Genomic DNA, 17,631 nt, shown 5'->3' with positions numbered 1-17,631 from the left:
CCGCCGCGCAGCGAGCAAGCTCGCTCACCACATGGCATGAATGGCGCGGCCATGACGTTTACGGCGGTGTAAGCCGATGTCTTTTTATTCGAATAAGGTTCGATCCCATGTGGCTTCTGGTTCTCGCGTATCTGGGCGGCGTGCTGACAATCGTCAGCCCGTGCATCCTGCCTGTCCTGCCTTTTGTCTTCGCTCGCACCGGGCAGCCGTTTATGCGCAGTGGCTTGCCGCTGTTAGCGGGGATGGCGGTGACGTTCGCCCTGGTGGCCACGCTGGCGGCGGTGGGCGGCGGTTGGGTGGTGCAAGTCAATCAATACGGGCGTTGGCTCGCGTTGCTGTGCGTAGCGGTATTCGGCTTGACGCTGTTGTTGCCGCAGCTGTCAGAACGCTTGACGCGGCCGCTGGTGGCCGCCGGCAGTCGCTTGTCGGAAGCCGCCGGGGCCGACACCCAGCCGCGTCCCGGCGCGTCGTTCCTGATCGGCGTGGCCACCGGTTTGCTGTGGGCGCCGTGCGCGGGGCCCATCCTCGGACTGGTACTGACCGGTGCCGCGCTGCAGGGCGCCAGTATCGGCACTACTTTGCTGTTGTTGGCCTACGCCGCCGGGGCGGCTACTTCGCTGGCACTGGCGTTGCTGGTCGGCGGTAAAGTCTTCGGCGTGATGAAAAAATCCCTCGGTGCCGGTGAATGGCTGCGCCGTGGGCTGGGTGCATTGATGCTGGCCGGTGTGGCCGCCATCGCGCTGGGCTTGGATACCGGCGTATTGGCGCGGCTGTCGACGGCTTCCACCGGCGGCCTGGAGCAAAGCCTGGTGGATCGCTTGAGTGCCAAGCCCAAACAGCAGGGGGGGGCGATGATGATGGCCGCCAACCACAGCGACACGCTGCCCATCGAAGGCGCGCTGCCGCCACTGGACGGTGCCGTGCAATGGCTCAACAGCCCGCCACTGACGGCCGAGGCACTCAAGGGCAAGGTCGTGCTGGTGGATTTCTGGACCTACTCCTGCATCAACTGCCTGCGCACCTTGCCCTATGTAAAAGCCTGGGCCGAGAAGTACCACGACCAGGGCCTGGTGGTGATTGGCGTGCACGCGCCGGAGTTCGCCTTTGAACGTGATGTAGGCAACGTCACCAAGGCCATGAAGGACCTGGGGATCACTTACCCGGTGGCCATCGACAACAACTACAAGATCTGGCGTGCCTTCAATAACCAGTACTGGCCGGCGCATTACTTTGCCGATGCCAAGGGCCAGATTCGCTATCACCACTTTGGCGAGGGGGACTATGCCGAGTCGGAGCGGGTGATCCAGCAATTGTTGCGTGAAGCCGGCGCGAAGAATGTGGCCGGTGGCTTGATCGAAGCGGATGCCAAGGGCGTGCAGCAAGCGCCGGATATGAACGAAGTGCAGTCGCCGGAGACTTACCTGGGCTTTCAGCGGGCCGAGAATTTCGTCAAGTCCGGGCCACTTGCGCTTAACAACTGGACCCTGGACGGCCAATGGAACGTGGGCGGCCAGCAGGTCACCCTCGACCAGGCTGGCGGACGCATCGTGTACCGCTTCCATGCCCGCGACTTGCATCTGGTGCTGGGGCCGGGCGCGGATGGCAAGCCGGTGCGGTTCAAGGTGACGATCGATGGCCAGGTGCCGGGTGATGCCCATGGTACGGATGTAGCGCCGGATGGCAGTGGCACGGTGACCGAGCAGCGTTTGTACCAGTTGGTGCGCCAGCCGGGTGCTGTGCAGGACCGTACCTTCACCATTGAATTCCTCGACCCCAACGTGGCGGCTTACGCCTTCACCTTTGGTTGATTTGCAAACCCAATCAATGTGGGAGCTGGCTTGCCTGCGATGGCGGCAGGCCAGCCACTGCATTTGGCTCTGACATACCGCCATCGCGGGCAAGCCCGCTCCCACAGTTGACCGCGTTCTGGAGTGATATTGATGAAACTGCTCAAAATGTTACCCGTGCTTGCGTTGACCGCGTTTATTGGTCAAGCCCGCGCCTTTTCCTTCGGCCCGTCCGACGACGCCGTGGTCATTGCGCCACCTGCGCTTGACCTGCCCGCCACATCGGGCAACCTGCAAACCGCGGTGTTTGCGGGCGGTTGTTTCTGGGGTGTGCAGGGCGTGTTCCAACACGTTCAGGGGGTGAGAAATGCTGTTTCCGGTTACGACGGTGGTGCCGCCAATACAGCGCAATATGAATCTGTTAGCGAAGGCGATACCGGCCACGCCGAGTCAGTTTCAGTCACCTATGACCCCAGCACCATCAGCTACGGCAAACTCTTGCAGATCTACTTCTCGGTCGCCCACAACCCTACCGAACTCAACCGCCAAGGCCCCGACACCGGCACCCAATACCGCTCGACGATCTTTGCGCAGAACGCTGAGCAGCAAAAAATCGCCCAGGCCTACATCGCCCAGCTGGACGCCGCCAAGTCGTTTGCCAAGCCCATCGTGACCACGATTGAACTGGGCAAGCCGTTTTACCCGGCGGAGTCTTACCATCAGGACTTTCTTACCGAAAACCCGTCCTACCCGTACATCGTGATCAATGATCTACCGAAAGTGGCGCAGTTGAAAAAGCTGTTCCCGGACCAATACCGCGCCGAACCGGTGTTGGTGAAAGGCCAATGATGAACAAACTTGAACTTCACCCAGCGCTGATTCTTCTAAGGTGACTCGACCCCCCGTGGAGCAGCGCCGTGCCCAGAATCATCTCGCCCCAAACCCCGGAAGCGGCGCTGACCGACCACAGTGAACACAATGCAAAGATCTTCGGCTCCCCCAAGGACCGCCTCGACTTCTACCGTCGCGAAATCCAGTACGAAACCACCATCCTGGCCAACCGCACCGACGCCTACCTCACTGCGCAATCATTCCTGGTCATCGCCTTCGTGTCCGGCATGGGCAACCTCAACCCGGAATGGGGCAAATTGTTCACCCTGGTGGTCCCGGTGTTCCTCGTCGCCCTCGGCATTCTAAGCTCACTGAATGCCTGGCCGGGGATTCGGGCAGCGTATGAAATCATCGACCATTGGCACTACAAGCAAAGCGAATTGCTGCGCAGCGAACCGGTGATGGGCCTGGCCTACGACGAATCACCGCTGTTTTCCGAGGTGGAGTCGTCCCACAAGGGCTATCGCAAGTCGTTGCTGTTCTCCATGCGTGCCCCCTGGTTGTTCATGGTGTTCTGGTTGTTGTTAGGGGCCTATGCGTTTTATATCCAGGTGGATAACCCCGGCTCATGACGGTATTGCATCAAGGAAAGTGCCGGTAGTTGATACTGAAATGGCGCGGTCGATTTCACGAGGGTCATCACTCATGGTTGGGGGATCTATCCATGTGGTCCCTGGATGCCCGAATAATTGGAACTTCAATGTCCGGGACATACCCATACCTTTACGCAGGTTGTACTTGCTGCACTCCACAACGAGGTGACCCATGATCAAAAACAACGATCCCCAAACCAGCGGTCGCAATGACCCGGCCATTGACGGCGGCGAACCGGCACCCGGCACCGGCGCCGATGCCCCCAAAGACCCAAAACCGGCCAGCGACCCCAAGGCCCGGGAAAACGACTACAGTCCAGACTTCAAGCCTGAGCGCAAGCCCAAGCCTGAAACCGATGCCGATATCGACACCCAAGGCGGTTAGAGGAGACGGTCATGTCAAAAGAACTTGATGAAGAACTCAACGACCCCGGCAACGAAGACCCAGGGTCGCTGATGGACGATGCAGAGGTGCCGCTCAACGACCTGGATGAAGCGGCGGATGTGGGCCAGACCGAGGATCAGGACTGAGCACCGCGACGTGCTCGCGGACGCGGCCTGTCAGTGCCCGATTGGTTACTTGGCAGTCCGCGTTCGCGAGCAAGCCCACATTGGGAGGTGTGCCAGTAAGTACACCGCTGATCCCCTGTGGGAGGGGGCTTGCCCCCGATGGCGGTGTGCCAGTTTGTACAAATATTGGCTGATCCACCTCTATCGCAGGCAAGCCTTCTCCCACTTTGGTTTGTCATGAAAACCTTGAACGACACCCGGTCATGGCATGCTCTGGATGATTGACTACGATCAACGCTTGTCGCGCCAACAGGATGCAGTCTTAGGGCTACATCAAGTCGCCCAATGCAGGAGGTCGTCACATGGCAACCATGAGAGCAGCAATTTTCGTTGAAAAAAACCGCATCGTCCTCGATGACAAGCCGATTCCCGAAGTCGGCCCCCTGGATGCGCTGGTGCGCATCACCACCACCACCATCTGCGGCACTGACGTACATATCCTGCGAGGTGAATACCCCGTGGCCAAAGGTTTGACTGTGGGTCACGAACCGGTCGGTGTCATTGAGCGGCTAGGCTCCCAGGTACGTGGTTTTGTTGAAGGACAGCGTGTTATCGCGGGGGCCATAACCCCCAGCGGGCAGAGTTATGCCTGCCTGTGTGGTTGTGGCTCCCAGGACGGCCCAGATACACGTCATGGATTTCGCGCGGCAGGTGGGTGGAAATTCGGCAATACCATCGACGGCTGCCAGGCCGAATATGTGCTGGTGCCGGATGCACTGGCGAACCTGTGCCCGATCCCCGATGGCCTGAGCGATGAGCAGGTGTTGATGTGCCCCGACATCATGTCTACCGGTTTTTCCGGGGCAGAGCGGGGTGAAGTGAACATCGGCGATACGGTGGTGGTGTTCGCCCTGGGGCCGATTGGCTTATGCGCTGTTGCGGGGGCGCGTCTGAAGGGGGCGTCCATGATTATCGGCGTGGATGGCATCAGTGAGCGGATGAGTGTGGCCAGGCGGCTGGGCGCAACCCATACCGTGGACTTCCACAACGGTGATGTGGTCGAGCAGATCATGGCGCTGACAGATGGCCGTGGCGTGGATGTGGCGATTGAAGCCCTCGGCACCCAAGGCACTTTCGAGTCGGCACTGCGGGTGCTGCGGCCCGGCGGGCGCGTCTCCAGCCTTGGCGTTTACTCCAGCGACTTGCGCATTCCGTATGACGCCTTCGGGGCCGGGCTTGGCGATTACAGCATCGTGTCCACCCTGTGCCCCGGCGGCAAGGAACGCATGCGACGCTTGATGGCGGTGGTGGCGAGCGGTGGAGTCGACTTGTCGCCGTTGGTGACCCACCGATACAAGCTCGATGACATCGAGGCGGCCTACGAGCTGTTTGCCCATCAGCGTGATGGTGTGATGAAAGTGGCGGTTACGCCGTAATCCACGAGCCTAAGGGGGTGGGGGGCCTCCTTGGTATCGACAGAAACTGGACTACAGTTATATCTAGTTTCAGTTGCGAATTAGACGTGCCACAAGCATTTCGCCAAAACCGGGGCGAGTGGGTTGAGCAGTGCAACTGGGTAATCATTACTCAGGAGAAGCACGATGCGCCCTTCTTTGAACGCTACCTTTGGGGTATTACGACGATCGCTTCGGGTAGCGCCACTACTGTTGTTTGTATATTCATTAGCTGCCTTCCCAGCCAACGAAAACGCCTCGTCGCTGTTTTCACGTCCACAGCCCACTGCCAAAGCAGCCCTCCAGGGCACGGCTCAACCGTACTTGAGCAAACAGCTCAACGACACGCAGGTGCGTGCAACTAACGTGGTGCGAGCCAATGGTGGATTATTGACCGATACCCACAACGTACTTGAGCTAATGCTCGAACCGGGACTAACCGTTCGGGTCAAGAAGCTGAATTTTATTGAACGGGAAGGAATGAGGATCTGGACCGGTAGCGTGCAATCGGCAGCGCACCAAGCCCGGGTGGGCGCCAAGACTGATCTGTCGAAAGACGCTCCCGTTGATCCGGAAAACCTGGCGATACTCATTGATCATAAGGGCGAGATCACCGGCACAGTGACGGTAGATGGGCAAGAATTCGAAATTGTCCCTATAGAGCGGGGCCAGCTGGCAATCAGCAAAATGAATGCCTCGACTACCCGCGATACGCTGGATGACAGCCCTCCGGCCAGCGGCGTTGCAGTGCCATCCAGTTCTCGTGTGTCTAATTCCTCGGCAAGCGAAACAATAAGGGTGCTCACGGTCTACAGCAATGATGTGAAAAAAGCCTATGCCGATCCAGAGGCCTTGGGGACTGCCCGCTTTGAGAACTTCAAGGCCATCGCAATGGCCAGTGGCGTTACGGTTAATTATGAAAATGCAGGCGTCAAGCACCTCGCTTATGACGAATCGACTTTCCCTGGCTGCGATCAGTTGTCATGCCTCAGTTCACAGTTGAGTGAAGTCCGTCGACACAGTGAGTCCTTGCAAGTTGAACTCAAAGCGCATGTCGTCATGGGCTTGGTTGCGAACAAGCTGACGCTGCGCGGTTGCGGGTTGGCAAGCTCAATCGGCGCAACAAATGTCCGCGAGGCTATTGCCTATGCCTGCGCCGGTGAAGCCCGAACCTATGCACATGAATTGGGACATGTAATAGGGGCGCATCATGGCCTGAACGGTCGTTTCACCTATGCGCTCCCTTATTGCCAAAACAGCATTCAACCCTTTTGGCAGACCATCATGGCCTACTGCGATTCGGGTGGGACGGTACTCAGTGTGTTTTCCAATCCTGAGCGCACTTATCAAGGAATGCCTACCGGTGTAGTGGGGCAGAGTGACAACGCGCGCGCCATCAATAACTGGGCGCCGACGATAAGGACCTTTTTCCCTCCCCCAGACCCAGCTGGCGCCCCCATTGCCAGCGGTTTCGTGGCAATTGGCGAGAAAGACGTGCCGTTTTCCGGCGAGCAGGCCAACCTTGACGGCGGTGCTTCACGCAACCCCGGGCTGGATAAGCTGAAATATGAGTGGACTCAAGTCGAAGGGGTGCCTGCGGCGACCATTGACAATAGCCAGGCGGCTGTCGCCGTCGCGCGATTTTCCCCGGTATCCAACCCCACCCATTATCGGTTCCGCCTGACCGTACGCAACGCCACAGGCGCGGTGGATACAACGGATGCCAGTGTGCGTGTGTATCCCAGAAGCCCAGGTGTCGCCTGCGAGAATGTACCGCTTTGGGAACCGAGCCAGGTCTATTCCGTGCCCGGACAACAGGTGAGCTACCAGGGCAATCTGTACAGCCTGATCGTGCCCGCGGCGGGCAGCCACGTGCAACGCGCCCCGGCGGTCTGGAACGGGCTGGTGGCACCGATGAACTGGAGGCTGATCAAGGCGTGCGACAGCCCGCAGACGTTGGCGCAACGTATCGCGGCGGTGGACAGCTGGGCACTTGCCAATCGTGACACCCCAGTGACGACCGGCCTGCAACAGCAACTGGGTAACCTGTTGAAACAGCAGGACTTGAGCTGGCCGACGCGCTCGGCTGCGGGGCTTTTGCGTCCTATCGAATTCGAATCCAAGAGCTGCCTGGTCAAGGACACCGTCAACCCAGGGCAGCTTCAGATCCGAGAAGGATGTTCTGAGCCGGGTGCCAATCGCTGGCTAATGGATGCAAGTGGTCGCTTGCATTCGATGGAGACACCCGATTTGTGTGTGAACAGCATGGGTAATGAACAACCGGCGATGCTACAACCCTGTGCCGACAAGTCCACACCTTGGGTCAGTTTCAAAGAAATTATTACGGACTACCAGGCAGTATCCGGTAAATCACTGGCGACTGATTTCAATGTGAACCCGGCGCATAACTATGGTACGTACCTGGCCAATCGGGGCGGCGTCCTGATCAGCAGGACGAAGACGCCAACCCAGTTTGCCCGATACGCCACGTTCGGCGACGTGCCCCAGGATGGCAGCCTGTTGCTTGCGCAGGCGGGCGCAACCACCCTGAAAGTGGTCGCCGAGGCGATGGGCAGTGAGCCATTGCCGGGTACGGCGCCGCCTTGGCCGCCTCAGGTGTTTATCGCCGGCCCTTCAACGACTGAAAGCCAGGCGGATGTTGTGTTGGACGCCAGTCGCTCCAGCTCAATCAACCCGGGAGCGGGGGCGTTAGCGTTCACATGGAGCGCCGACCCAGCCTTGAATGCCCAGAGTGACGGTGCGTTACTGAGGTTCACGGCTCCGACGGTCACGTCGCCCACGTCCTATACGCTGAAATTGCAGGTCGAGGACGGGCAAACCCAGGCGTCTGAGGCATTTGTCGTGACGGTGCGGCCTCCGGGCCAGGGGGAACTGGACGGCGAATTGATTGCGCCGGCAGAGATGATGGAAAAAACCGAGGCGACTTTTACGGCGGACGTTCGCTCGTCCGGCGGTTCCGCCTTTACGTATGAATGGCTGTCGACGGGCTTCACCGGGACAACGGGTAATACTCGCAGCGTCAAACTAAAGGCACCCGCCGTGGCGGAAGATACGACGCTGCCGTTGCAGGTCAATGTGAGTGATGCCCAGGGTTCAGTGCTGAGCTTGAAAAAAGACATCAGGGTCAAAAGAGACACCCAGTTGACCGGCGGCACTATAGTCGGTGCTTCAGACATACAGAGCGAGCAGGTCTTTACCCAACATGTGGAAATCGAGAACCCGCAAAACCGCCCTTTGACCTATGCCTGGACCGTTACTTCACCGCAGGCGGGCGCCATTGAGGTTATTGGCCCCAATAACCAAAAGGAAATCACACTCAAAGCGCCGAGATTGCTGATCAAGCAAAACGGTTATGTGTGGGTCATTGTTCGAGACGGCGTGGGCTACGCGGCGCTGCCCAACAAAACCCTTGTGATCAACCCGTTAGTGCTGCCTCCGTTGGTCGGGAGGCTGGTCATGCCGTCCAGGGTCAACGTAGGTGAAATTTTCGAACCTCGGGTCATCATCGATAACCCCCAGGGCCGGGAACTTAGTTACAGATGGTGGGTAAATACGGCGAGCTTCAAGTTATTGTCATCTGACCCCAAACAGCCTGTGGCTCGGATCGAAGCTATCAAATCGAGCAATAACGGCGGATTGGTCATTGAGGCAACTGTCAGCGATGGCAGCGGTAAAAATGCCGTGTATAACACTCCGCGCGTGGTAGTGGGCGAGCCCGCAGGCGCTAACCCCCCGCAGGGTCAACTGAATGGCCCCCTGGAAGTGGTGAGTGGCTCAAGCGTCAGTTACAACGCCGCCTTTACCTCGCCGATTGGTAACCCGTTGCGATATGCATGGGTTAAAGGCCCGCTGGAGGGCGCGGTGAGCGACAACGCCAGCCAGACCTGGACGGTGCCAAGGGTAACGGCAGATCAAGTGATCACTGTTGGGGTGACGGTGTCCGACACAGCAGGGAACACCAACAATAAGTCTGTAGCCGTATTGATCAAGGCTGGTGGAGAACAACCCCCGCCTGCGCCCGTGGCCCGTATCAATGGGCCTGCGACGGTCGAGGCAGGTAAATCACTGGTGTTGAGCGCCAGCGAGTCAACGGGCGACGCGCTGAAGTACAGTTGGCTCGCGCCGGGCCTCGACCCTGTAACCTCGACGGCACTTAGCCCATCATTCATCGCATCGTCTGCAGCGGGCACGCGCAGGGTTGAATTGACGGTGACCGACTCACTCAACCGCACGGCCACAGTGCAGCACACCGTGGTCGTCACGCCGGCCAACGTGCCTCCAGAACCGCCCTCCGGAAAGATCATCAGCGCCGACACAGTCGAAGGAGGGGGGACGATACTGTTCAGCACCGATGCAACGTCCAACCCTGCCGGCGACGAGTTGAAGTACCAATGGGGGGTTTCCCCACCGTTGACAGGCAGCCTGGTGGATGGCCCTTCGCTTTCGTTGCGCGCCTCCGAGGTCAACGTGGTGACGCCCGCCACAGTAGAGTTGTTGGTGACGGATAGCAAAAACGCCGCGTTGAACTTGCGCAAAACAGTGAATGTATTGCCATCGGCCAAGCCCGTCGCACGCGTCAGCGGCCCGAATGCGGTGGTGGCCGGCAAAGCGTTGGCCCTTTCGGCGACAGGCTCTGCCGGGGTCTCTCTGCGCTATGCATGGCAGGCCAGCGGTTTCATCCCGGCCAGCTCAGCAGCGGTCAGTCCGACTTTCACCGCCCCCAGCGCGCCGGGGCCGCAGAGTATCGTGCTGACCGTTACCGACAGCGCCAACCGTACCGCCAGTACCACCCATTCGGTGACGATCACGCCGCCTGCGCAATCAGGGGATTGTGCGGAACCCTGGGTGGCGACCAAGGCGTACTCGGTGAACAACGTGAAAGTCTCGTATGACGGTTACAACTATGAGGTTGCACACTGGACGCAAAACCAACGTCCCGACTTGAACTGGGTGGTCACAGGCAGTGCGAAACCCTGGCGTCGTCTGGCGCCCTGTACGCCCTAAAGCGGCGGTAATCGTCGCTTTACCGGGGTTTTCTTGACGATGGCGGTGTTGGTTTCGGCATAGGCGTTCAGCCGGTCGAGCAGGGTGTCCAACTGTTCCATGGTGCGCACATGGAGGCGGGCGATGAAGCAGTCATCGCCGGTGACCTTGTCGCACTCGGTGAACTCCGGGATCGCCTGAATCTGGCGTTCCACTTCCTGCAACTGACCCGGCAGGGGGCGGATGCGCACAATGGCTTGCAGTAGGTAGCCAAAATGCCTGGGGTCGATGTCGACGGTGTAGTGGGTTAGCACGCCGCGTTCCTCCAGACGACGCAGGCGTTCGCCGACGCTGGGCGACGACAACCCGGTGATACCCGCCAGGGCCTTGAGGGACAGACGCGAGTCGTCCATCAAAGCGGCAATGAGCTGTTGGTCGATGGTGTCAATCATGGTGTTCGCCTAATTAGAAAAGGTAATCCACGGGTTTTGCCTAATTTAGTCGCTGGAGCGGCTGCCAGTCAGATTGCCATAATTGAGCCTCACTTGAGGAGCATCAATCGTGGACACATCCATTCGTCGCGGTTCGTGGGAAATGGTCGCCGCCATGCTGATTTCCGGCACCATTGGCTGGTTTGTGCTGGTGTCGGGCGTGTCGGTAATCGAAGTGGTGTTCTGGCGCTGCGTGATCGGCGGGCTGACCTTGTTGCTGGTCTGCGCGTTGCTCGGTTACCTGCGCCTGGACCTGCTCAGTTGGGCCACGCTCGGGCTGGCGATGCTCAGCGGCGTGGCCATCGTTGGCAACTGGCTGCTGCTGTTTGAATCCTATTCCCACGCGTCCATTGCCATCAGTACGGCGGTGTACAACGTGCAGCCGTTCATGTTGGTGATGCTGGCGGCGGTGTTTCTGGGCGAGAAGATCACGCTGCAAAAACTGGCGTGGTTGAGCGTGGCGTTTCTCGGCATGCTGGCCATCGTCACGGCCCATGGCGATCAGCAAAGTGGCGGGGATTATCTGGTGGGGATCGCGCTGGCGCTGGGCGCGGCGTTTTTGTATGCGATTGCCGCGCTGATCATCAAGCGCTTGAAGGATGTGCCCCCGCATTTGCTGGCGTTGATCCAGGTCGCAACCGGCGCTGTATTGCTGGCTCCGCTGGTGCCTTGGAATAGCTTGTCCGCGGCGCCCCATGCCTGGGCGGCGCTGGTCACGCTGGGGGTGGTGCACACCGGCTTGATGTATGTGTTGCTATACGGCGCGATCCAGAAACTGCCCACGGCCTTGACCGGCGCACTGTCGTTCATCTACCCGATTGCGGCGATTTTTGTCGACTGGATTGCCTTCGGGCATCGCTTGGGATGGCTGCAATGGGTGGGCGTAGCGGCGATTCTACTCGCCGCTGCGGGGTTGCAGCGGGGCTGGTGGTGGCCCCACATCAGTAAGGTCAGTGCGTGCCCTGGAAAATAATATTTTCCGGATTGAAGTGCTCCACCGCGCTACCCGGTTGTGGCAGTCCAAGGATATGCCCCTTGATCTTGCCCACCACGTGCATCTCGCAGGGTTTGCAGTCGAACTTCAAGGTGAGTACTTCATCGCCGTGGATCAACTGCATCGGCGCGACCTTGGTCTTCACGCCCGTGACGCCCTTGGCCTGTTTGGGGCACAGGTTGAACGAGAAACGCAGGCAGTGCTTGGTGATCATCACCGGCACTTCGCCAGTTTCTTCGTGGGCTTCGAAGGCGGCGTCGATCAGCTTTACACCGTGACGATGGTAGAAGTCGCGGGCCTTCTGGTTGTAGACGTTGGCCAGGAACGACAAGTGCGCTTCCGGGTACACCGGCGCCGGGTTGGTTTCGGCTTTACGACCACCCCGCGGATGCGCGGCCACGCGGGCAGCCGTCAGCGCTTCGATCACTTCACGGCGCAAGGCCTTGAGTTGGGAATTGGGGATGAAGAACGCCTGCGGTGCATCCAGCTGGATGTCGGTGGCGTGGTATTCAGTCGTACCCAGTTGGCCGAGCAGGTCACGCAAGGTGTCCAATGCTTGCTCCGGCTTGTTGGCCACGCCAAACGGGCCGGGCAGGGTGACGCTGGCGCTGATGCCTTCTTCGCTGGTGGCGGTGACTTCCAATTGCTCTTCACGCAAACGGGCGGCCCAGGTCAGACCGATACGGCGCTCGGACGAGGTCTTGAGCAGCGCCTGTTGCCAGTTATGGTCGAGGTTGCGGTTCAGCGGGTGGTTGGGGCGCAGTTGATGCAGGCCCGCCGGCATTTCATTCGGCTCGACGCGGTAGCGGTAGCGCTTCTCGCCGTCTTCCTCGAATTCGCCTTTGGGCTCGGCGATGTTGGCGCGGAACCCCACAACCTCACGCTTGATCAGCACATTGAGGCCGTCGCCGTTGGACAGCGGCTCATGGGTCACCACCTGCAAGTCGCGCTTGCCGGCTTTTTCCACCACACCTACCGGCAGGCCGGTGAAGGTCGGGGTGTCGAAGGCGCCGATATCGACTTTGCGGTCGGTGACGAAATAGTCGGTGCTGCCACGGTGGAAGGTCTTTTCCGGGTCGGGGAGGAAGAAATGCGCGGTACGGCCGCTGGAGGCGCGGGCCAGGTCCGGACGGTCTTCAAGCACTTCATCGAGGCGCTGGCGGTAATAGGCGGTGATGTTCTTCACATAGCCCATGTCCTTGTAGCGGCCTTCGATCTTGAACGAACGCACGCCGGCTTCGACCAGCGCGCGAATGTTGGCGCTCTGGTTGTTGTCTTTCATCGACAACAGGTGCTTTTCAAAGGCCACCACGCGGCCCTGGTCGTCTTTCAAGGTGTACGGCAGGCGGCAGGCCTGGGAGCAATCGCCACGGTTGGCGCTGCGGCCGTTCTGCGCGTGGGAGATATTGCACTGCCCGGAGAACGCCACGCACAAGGCGCCGTGGATGAAGAACTCGATGGCGGCATCGGTCTCGTCGGCGATGGCGCGGATCTCTTGCAGGTTCAGCTCACGGGCCAATACCAACTGGGAGAAACCGGCCTGATCGAGAAACTTGGCGCGACCCAGAGTGCGAATATCGGTCTGGGTGCTGGCGTGCAGTTCGATGGGCGGAATATCCAGTTCCATCACGCCCAGGTCTTGCACGATCAACGCGTCGACACCGGCGTCGTAGAGCTGATGGATCAGCTTGCGCGCAGGTTCCAGCTCGTTGTCATGCAGGATGGTATTGATGGTGGTGAACACGCGTGCGTGGTAGCGGCGGGCGAATTCGACCAGAGACGCGATATCGCTCACGTCGTTACAGGCGTTGTGGCGGGCGCCGAAGCTTGGGCCGCCAATGTAGATGGCGTCGGCGCCATGCAAGATGGCCTCGCGCGCGATGGCCACATCGCGGGCAGGGCTGAGCAATTCAAGGTGATGCTTGGGCAAGGACATAGTTTTTTTAGTCAGGCTTGTCACGGTTGAGGCGGGCATTGTAGCTGTGAAACGCAGGAGGGGCACCTACCACAGGGCTGGCGGCTGGAGAAGTGTCAATGAGATCCAAATGTGGGAGGGGGCTTGCCCCCGATAGCGGTGTGTCAGTCAGAACTGTAATAACTGACACTCCCTCATCGGGGGCAAGCCCCCTCCCACAGTTTGAACCGAGTTCAGCTTAGGCTTTTGCGGCCATCGCGGTTACCTCGACGCGCATGCCTTCAACTGCAAGGGAAGCCACGCCAACCGCCGCCCGCACTGGCCACGGCTTGGCAAAGAAGCGCTTGTACACTTCATTGAACGCCGCACGGTCCGCCATATCCGTCAGGTAAATGGTCAAGTGCATCACTCGGTCCATTGAGCTGCCGGCCTTTTCCAGGGCAACTTTCAGCGCTTGCAACGTGCATTCGCTTTGCAACGTGACATCGCCCAGTTCCAGGCTGCCGTCGGCGCGGGTGGGGATCTGGGTGGAAACCAGGATGCCGTTGAAGCCGATCACGTCGGACGAAATCGAGTCGGCATCCGGGTCAGGGGTGTAGGTCAGGTCGTGGTTGGCCATGGGCGCCTCTCAGTGGCAGGTTCAGAAAGGCGCCCATGGTCCCCGAAAACGACGGCAGGGGCAAACTACGCCCAGCGACGGAACAGCACGCTGGCGTTCACGCCGCCAAAGCCGAAGCCATTGGACAACGCGTATTCAATCGGCATCGGCCGAGCGGCGCCGCGCAGCATGTCCAGGCCTTCGGCAAGGGCATCGGGGTTTTCCAGGTTGAGGGTGGCCGGTGCGATCTGGTCGCGCAGGGCGAGCACGGTGAAGATCGCTTCGATACCGCCCGCCGCGCCCAGCAAGTGGCCGGTGGCGGATTTGGTTGAACTGATGGCGGGACTGCCGCTGGCACCGAAAACCGTTTTGATCGCGGCGAGTTCGCCCTTGTCACCCACCGGGGTCGAGGTGGCGTGGGCGTTCAGGTACTGCACCGCAGCCGCTTCGATCCCGGCCTGGCGCAACGCCTGCTGCATGGCCCGCCGCGCACCGTCGCCGTCCTCCGGGCCTGCGGTCATGTGATAAGCGTCGGCACTGGTGCCATAGCCCACCAGTTCAGCGATGGGTTGCGCACCGCGGGCCAGGGCGTGTTCGAGTTCTTCGATGACCAAAATCCCGGCGCCTTCACCCATTACAAACCCGTCGCGGGCCTGATCGAAGGGCCGCGAGGCCAACGCTGGCGTGTCATTGAAGTCGCTGGACAACGCCCGTGCCGCCGCAAAGCCCGCCAGGCTGACGCGATGAATCGCCGCTTCGGCTCCGCCGCACACGGCCACATCGACTTCACCGGCACGAATCATCCGCGCCGCATCGCCAATGGCCTGCACACCCGCCGCGCAAGCCGTAACCGGTGCACCGAGGGGGCCTTTCAACCCGTAGTTGATCGACACATGCCCGGCGGCCATGTTGCTGAGGAACGATGGAATGGTGAACGGCGACAAGCGCCGTGGGCCCTTGCTGTCAGTGGTACGTACCGCATCGGCAATGGCCGGGAAACCACCGACGCCTGACGCAATGATGGTCGCCGTGCGCTCCTGTTGCTCCACAGTGGTCGGAGCCCAGCCAGCCTGTTTCAAGGCCTCGTCCGCCGCCGCCAGGGCAAACAGAATAAAGCGGTCCATCTTGCGTTGTTCCTTGGCGGCCAGCAGACGATCAGGATCAAACCCGGCCTCGGGATCTTGCTGCAGGTTTTGCACTTGCCCACCGATGCTGATCGCCAAATCACCGATCAAGTCTTCCGGCAGGCGACGAATGCCCGACTGTCCGCCCAACAGCCGCTGCCAGGTGGATTCCACACCCGATCCCAGCGGCGTCAGTGCGCCCATGCCTGTCACAACGATGCGTTTACTCATGATCAATCGACTCCGGTTGCGTTGAGGGTACAGACCCTATGGACGTCACTATCATCATGAAAGTAACATGGCATCACACAACTTTGCACCGGAGCACTGGAACCCCCATGCAACGCAAATCCCTTGTCAGCGACGAATGCCCCATTGCCCGCAGCCTTGAGCGGGTAGGGGAGTGGTGGAGCATCCTGATCATGCGCGACGCACTGCATGGCCTGCGCCGTTTCGATGAGTTCTCGCGCAGCCTGGGCATCGCGCCGAATATGTTGACGCGTCGCCTGAATGGTCTGGTGGAGGCGGGCATGCTGGAGCGCCGGCCCTACAGTGAGCGGCCGCCACGCTATGAATATGTGCCGACGGCCAAGGGTGAGGATTTCAGCGTGGTGCTGATGTCGTTGGTGGCGTGGGGCAATCGGCATTTCGCCGACGAGGGCACCAGCGTGGAAGTGGTGGAACGCGCCACCGGGCTGCCGGTACAGCCAGCGATGGCGAACGCCGAAGGTCAATGCGTGCCGCTGGAGGACTGTGTCATTCAGGCCGGCCCAGCCGCCAGCGCGGGGATGCGCCAGCGGTTGGGGTCCATGCCTGAATGATTAGAGCAAGGTGAACGGGTAATCGACGATCAGCCGCAGCTCGTTCAACTTGCCGTCGCCCTGGTCGGCATTCGACGACACGATGGCATCGCGCATTCGCAGCGACAGGTTTTTCGCCGGGCCGCTCTGGATCACGTATTTGGCTTCCAGGTCGGTCTCGTGGTGGGCGCCATCCGAACCGTAGTCGGTGGCGTAGGCACTGTGCGCCGGTGTGTGGGTGCCATCGATGTCCGAGCCGTTGATGTAGCGCCCCATGAAACTCAGCCCCGGAACGCCATAACTCGTCATGTTCAGGTCGTAGCGGATCCCCCACGATTGTTCACCAGGTCCGTTGAAGTCAGCCCATTGCACCGAGTTGGCCAGGAATACCGAGTCGCCGCCTTCGCCCGCGCCGTTGTTACCGGTGCCGATGTAGTCAAACGGCGTGTCGCCATGCACCTTCTGGAACGACAACGTCAAGGTATGGGCCTGTAGGAACGAGTACGCCGCCGCCACCGAATACGTGGTGTTGTTGATCGCGCCCGCTTTGGCGCTGCCGGTGTCGAGAGTGCGGTAGAGATTGCCGTCCAGCGCCAGGGATTGATCATGACCCAGCGGGATCACGTAGTTGAGGTTGGTGTAGTACTGGCGCCAGATATTTTCCAGCTCGCCCGCATACAGCGTCGCGCTCAGGGACGGCGTGAAGGTGTATTTGCCGCCGACAAAACTGGCGCTGTTGGCCGGGACATTGGCGTAGGTCGCGTAGATATCGTGGTCATGGTTGCTGGTCATGCCGCTGTTGGTGCTGGTGAAGTGCCCGGCTTCCAGGTCCAGGCCGGCGATTTCGCTGCTGGTGAGGTCGAAGCCGGTGGCGGTTTGCGGCAGCAGTCGCGTGCCGCCGGTGGCGAACACCGGTGCGGTGGGCTGCATATCGCCGAATTTCAGCTCGGTCTTGGAGATCTTCACCTTCACCGCCGCACCCACCGAGCCATAGGCATTTTCCGGGTCGCCGTGGCGGTCGGTGGGCAGGTTACCGGTGCCGGCGTCGGCATGGGTGGCGTCCAGCTTGAGCCCGCCATAGGCATAGGCATCCACGCCGAAGCCAATGGTGCCCTGGGTGAAGCCCGAGGCGTAGTTGAGCATGGCGCCTTGGGTCCAGTCGCGGTTGTCGGCCTTGCCGCTTTGCCGGTCGCGGTCCATGTAGAAGTTACGCAACAGCCCGGTGATGCTGCTGCCTTCGATAAAACCTTTGGACTCGGCCTGGTCTGTGACCGACTCGGCAAATGCCATCTGATGGATACTGGCGCACACCGCCAGCGCTAACAGGCTCGACTGTTTAATCATGTTATGGACTTCCCCAGGATAAGTAACGCGCGCACAGAAACACTGCACTGGCTGAACAGCGAAAACGTTGATTGGCAGGTATTTGAAAGTTGGGCGTTACCGTCTTTTTTATTGTGCTCGGCGTGG

General features: G+C 60.1%; 14 protein-coding genes. 9 read left to right on the top strand and 5 right to left on the bottom strand.

Features of this window, described 5'->3' with window-relative positions:
* Positions 1-107: 107 nt before the first annotated feature.
* The 7 genes from DYL61_RS26850 to DYL61_RS26825 all read left to right on the top strand — a co-directional run bounded on the left by DYL61_RS26850 (position 108) and on the right by DYL61_RS26825 (position 10,260).
* A complete protein-coding gene (locus tag DYL61_RS26850; RefSeq protein WP_135310845.1) occupies positions 108-1,808 on the top strand; it encodes a cytochrome c biogenesis protein DipZ in 1,701 nt (566 codons plus the stop codon).
* Positions 1,809-1,940: 132 nt separating this feature from the next.
* Positions 1,941-2,636, top strand: a complete 696-nt coding sequence (msrA, locus tag DYL61_RS26845; protein WP_135310844.1) for a peptide-methionine (S)-S-oxide reductase MsrA — start codon at positions 1,941-1,943, stop codon at positions 2,634-2,636.
* A 68-nt stretch (positions 2,637-2,704) separates the two neighbouring features.
* Complete coding sequence (locus tag DYL61_RS26840; protein WP_105696947.1) at positions 2,705-3,250, top strand: hypothetical protein; 546 nt, start codon at positions 2,705-2,707, stop codon at positions 3,248-3,250.
* Between the two features lie 193 nt (positions 3,251-3,443).
* Positions 3,444-3,656: a hypothetical protein gene (locus DYL61_RS26835; protein WP_135310843.1), complete on the top strand. Its 213-nt coding sequence runs from the start codon at positions 3,444-3,446 to the stop codon at positions 3,654-3,656.
* Positions 3,657-3,667: 11 nt separating this feature from the next.
* Entirely contained in the window at positions 3,668-3,802 is a 135-nt protein-coding gene (locus DYL61_RS31745) for a hypothetical protein (RefSeq protein WP_274594962.1), read from the top strand.
* A 341-nt stretch (positions 3,803-4,143) separates the two neighbouring features.
* A complete protein-coding gene (locus DYL61_RS26830) occupies positions 4,144-5,217 on the top strand; it encodes an NAD(P)-dependent alcohol dehydrogenase (protein WP_135310842.1) in 1,074 nt (357 codons plus the stop codon).
* Positions 5,218-5,382: 165 nt separating this feature from the next.
* The gene (locus DYL61_RS26825) at positions 5,383-10,260 is read left to right on the top strand and encodes a PKD domain-containing protein (protein WP_135310841.1); all 4,878 of its coding nucleotides are present in this window, start codon (positions 5,383-5,385) and stop codon (positions 10,258-10,260) included.
* On the opposite strand, the gene DYL61_RS26820 is transcribed toward DYL61_RS26825, so the two are convergent.
* Positions 10,257-10,691, bottom strand: coding sequence for an Lrp/AsnC family transcriptional regulator (locus tag DYL61_RS26820; RefSeq protein WP_135310840.1), 435 nt, complete (start codon positions 10,689-10,691; stop codon positions 10,257-10,259). The genes DYL61_RS26825 and DYL61_RS26820 overlap by 4 nt on opposite strands.
* Before the next feature lie 109 nt (positions 10,692-10,800).
* Here DYL61_RS26820 and DYL61_RS26815 point away from each other — a divergent pair, with 109 nt between their 5' ends.
* Positions 10,801-11,703, top strand: coding sequence for a DMT family transporter (locus DYL61_RS26815; RefSeq protein WP_135310839.1), 903 nt, complete (start codon positions 10,801-10,803; stop codon positions 11,701-11,703).
* On the opposite strand, the gene DYL61_RS26810 is transcribed toward DYL61_RS26815, so the two are convergent.
* The 3 genes from DYL61_RS26810 to fabF form a co-directional block, all read right to left on the bottom strand.
* The gene (locus DYL61_RS26810; protein ID WP_135310838.1) at positions 11,681-13,660 is read right to left on the bottom strand and encodes a peptidase U32 family protein; all 1,980 of its coding nucleotides are present in this window, start codon (positions 13,658-13,660) and stop codon (positions 11,681-11,683) included. The two genes, DYL61_RS26815 and DYL61_RS26810, sit on opposite strands and share 23 nt — an antisense overlap.
* A 217-nt stretch (positions 13,661-13,877) precedes the next feature.
* A complete protein-coding gene (locus DYL61_RS26800; protein WP_135310837.1) occupies positions 13,878-14,258 on the bottom strand; it encodes a RidA family protein in 381 nt (126 codons plus the stop codon).
* A 65-nt stretch (positions 14,259-14,323) separates the two neighbouring features.
* A complete protein-coding gene (gene fabF, locus DYL61_RS26795) occupies positions 14,324-15,592 on the bottom strand; it encodes a beta-ketoacyl-ACP synthase II (RefSeq protein ID WP_135310836.1) in 1,269 nt (422 codons plus the stop codon).
* Between the two features lie 107 nt (positions 15,593-15,699).
* On the opposite strand from fabF, the gene DYL61_RS26790 reads away from it, so the two are divergent.
* Complete coding sequence (locus DYL61_RS26790) at positions 15,700-16,182, top strand: winged helix-turn-helix transcriptional regulator (RefSeq protein WP_135310835.1); 483 nt, start codon at positions 15,700-15,702, stop codon at positions 16,180-16,182.
* On the opposite strand, the gene DYL61_RS26785 is transcribed toward DYL61_RS26790, so the two are convergent.
* On the bottom strand, positions 16,183-17,505 hold the full coding sequence (locus tag DYL61_RS26785) for an OprD family porin (protein ID WP_135310834.1): 1,323 nt from the start codon (positions 17,503-17,505) through the stop codon (positions 16,183-16,185).
* Positions 17,506-17,631 lie beyond the last annotated feature (126 nt).

The organism is Pseudomonas nabeulensis (assembly GCF_004682045.1).
In the GTDB taxonomy this organism is placed as follows: domain Bacteria; phylum Pseudomonadota; class Gammaproteobacteria; order Pseudomonadales; family Pseudomonadaceae; genus Aquipseudomonas; species Aquipseudomonas nabeulensis.
Note: the sequence above shows the minus strand (reverse complement) of the source record. Positions and strands in the feature narration are given on the sequence as shown.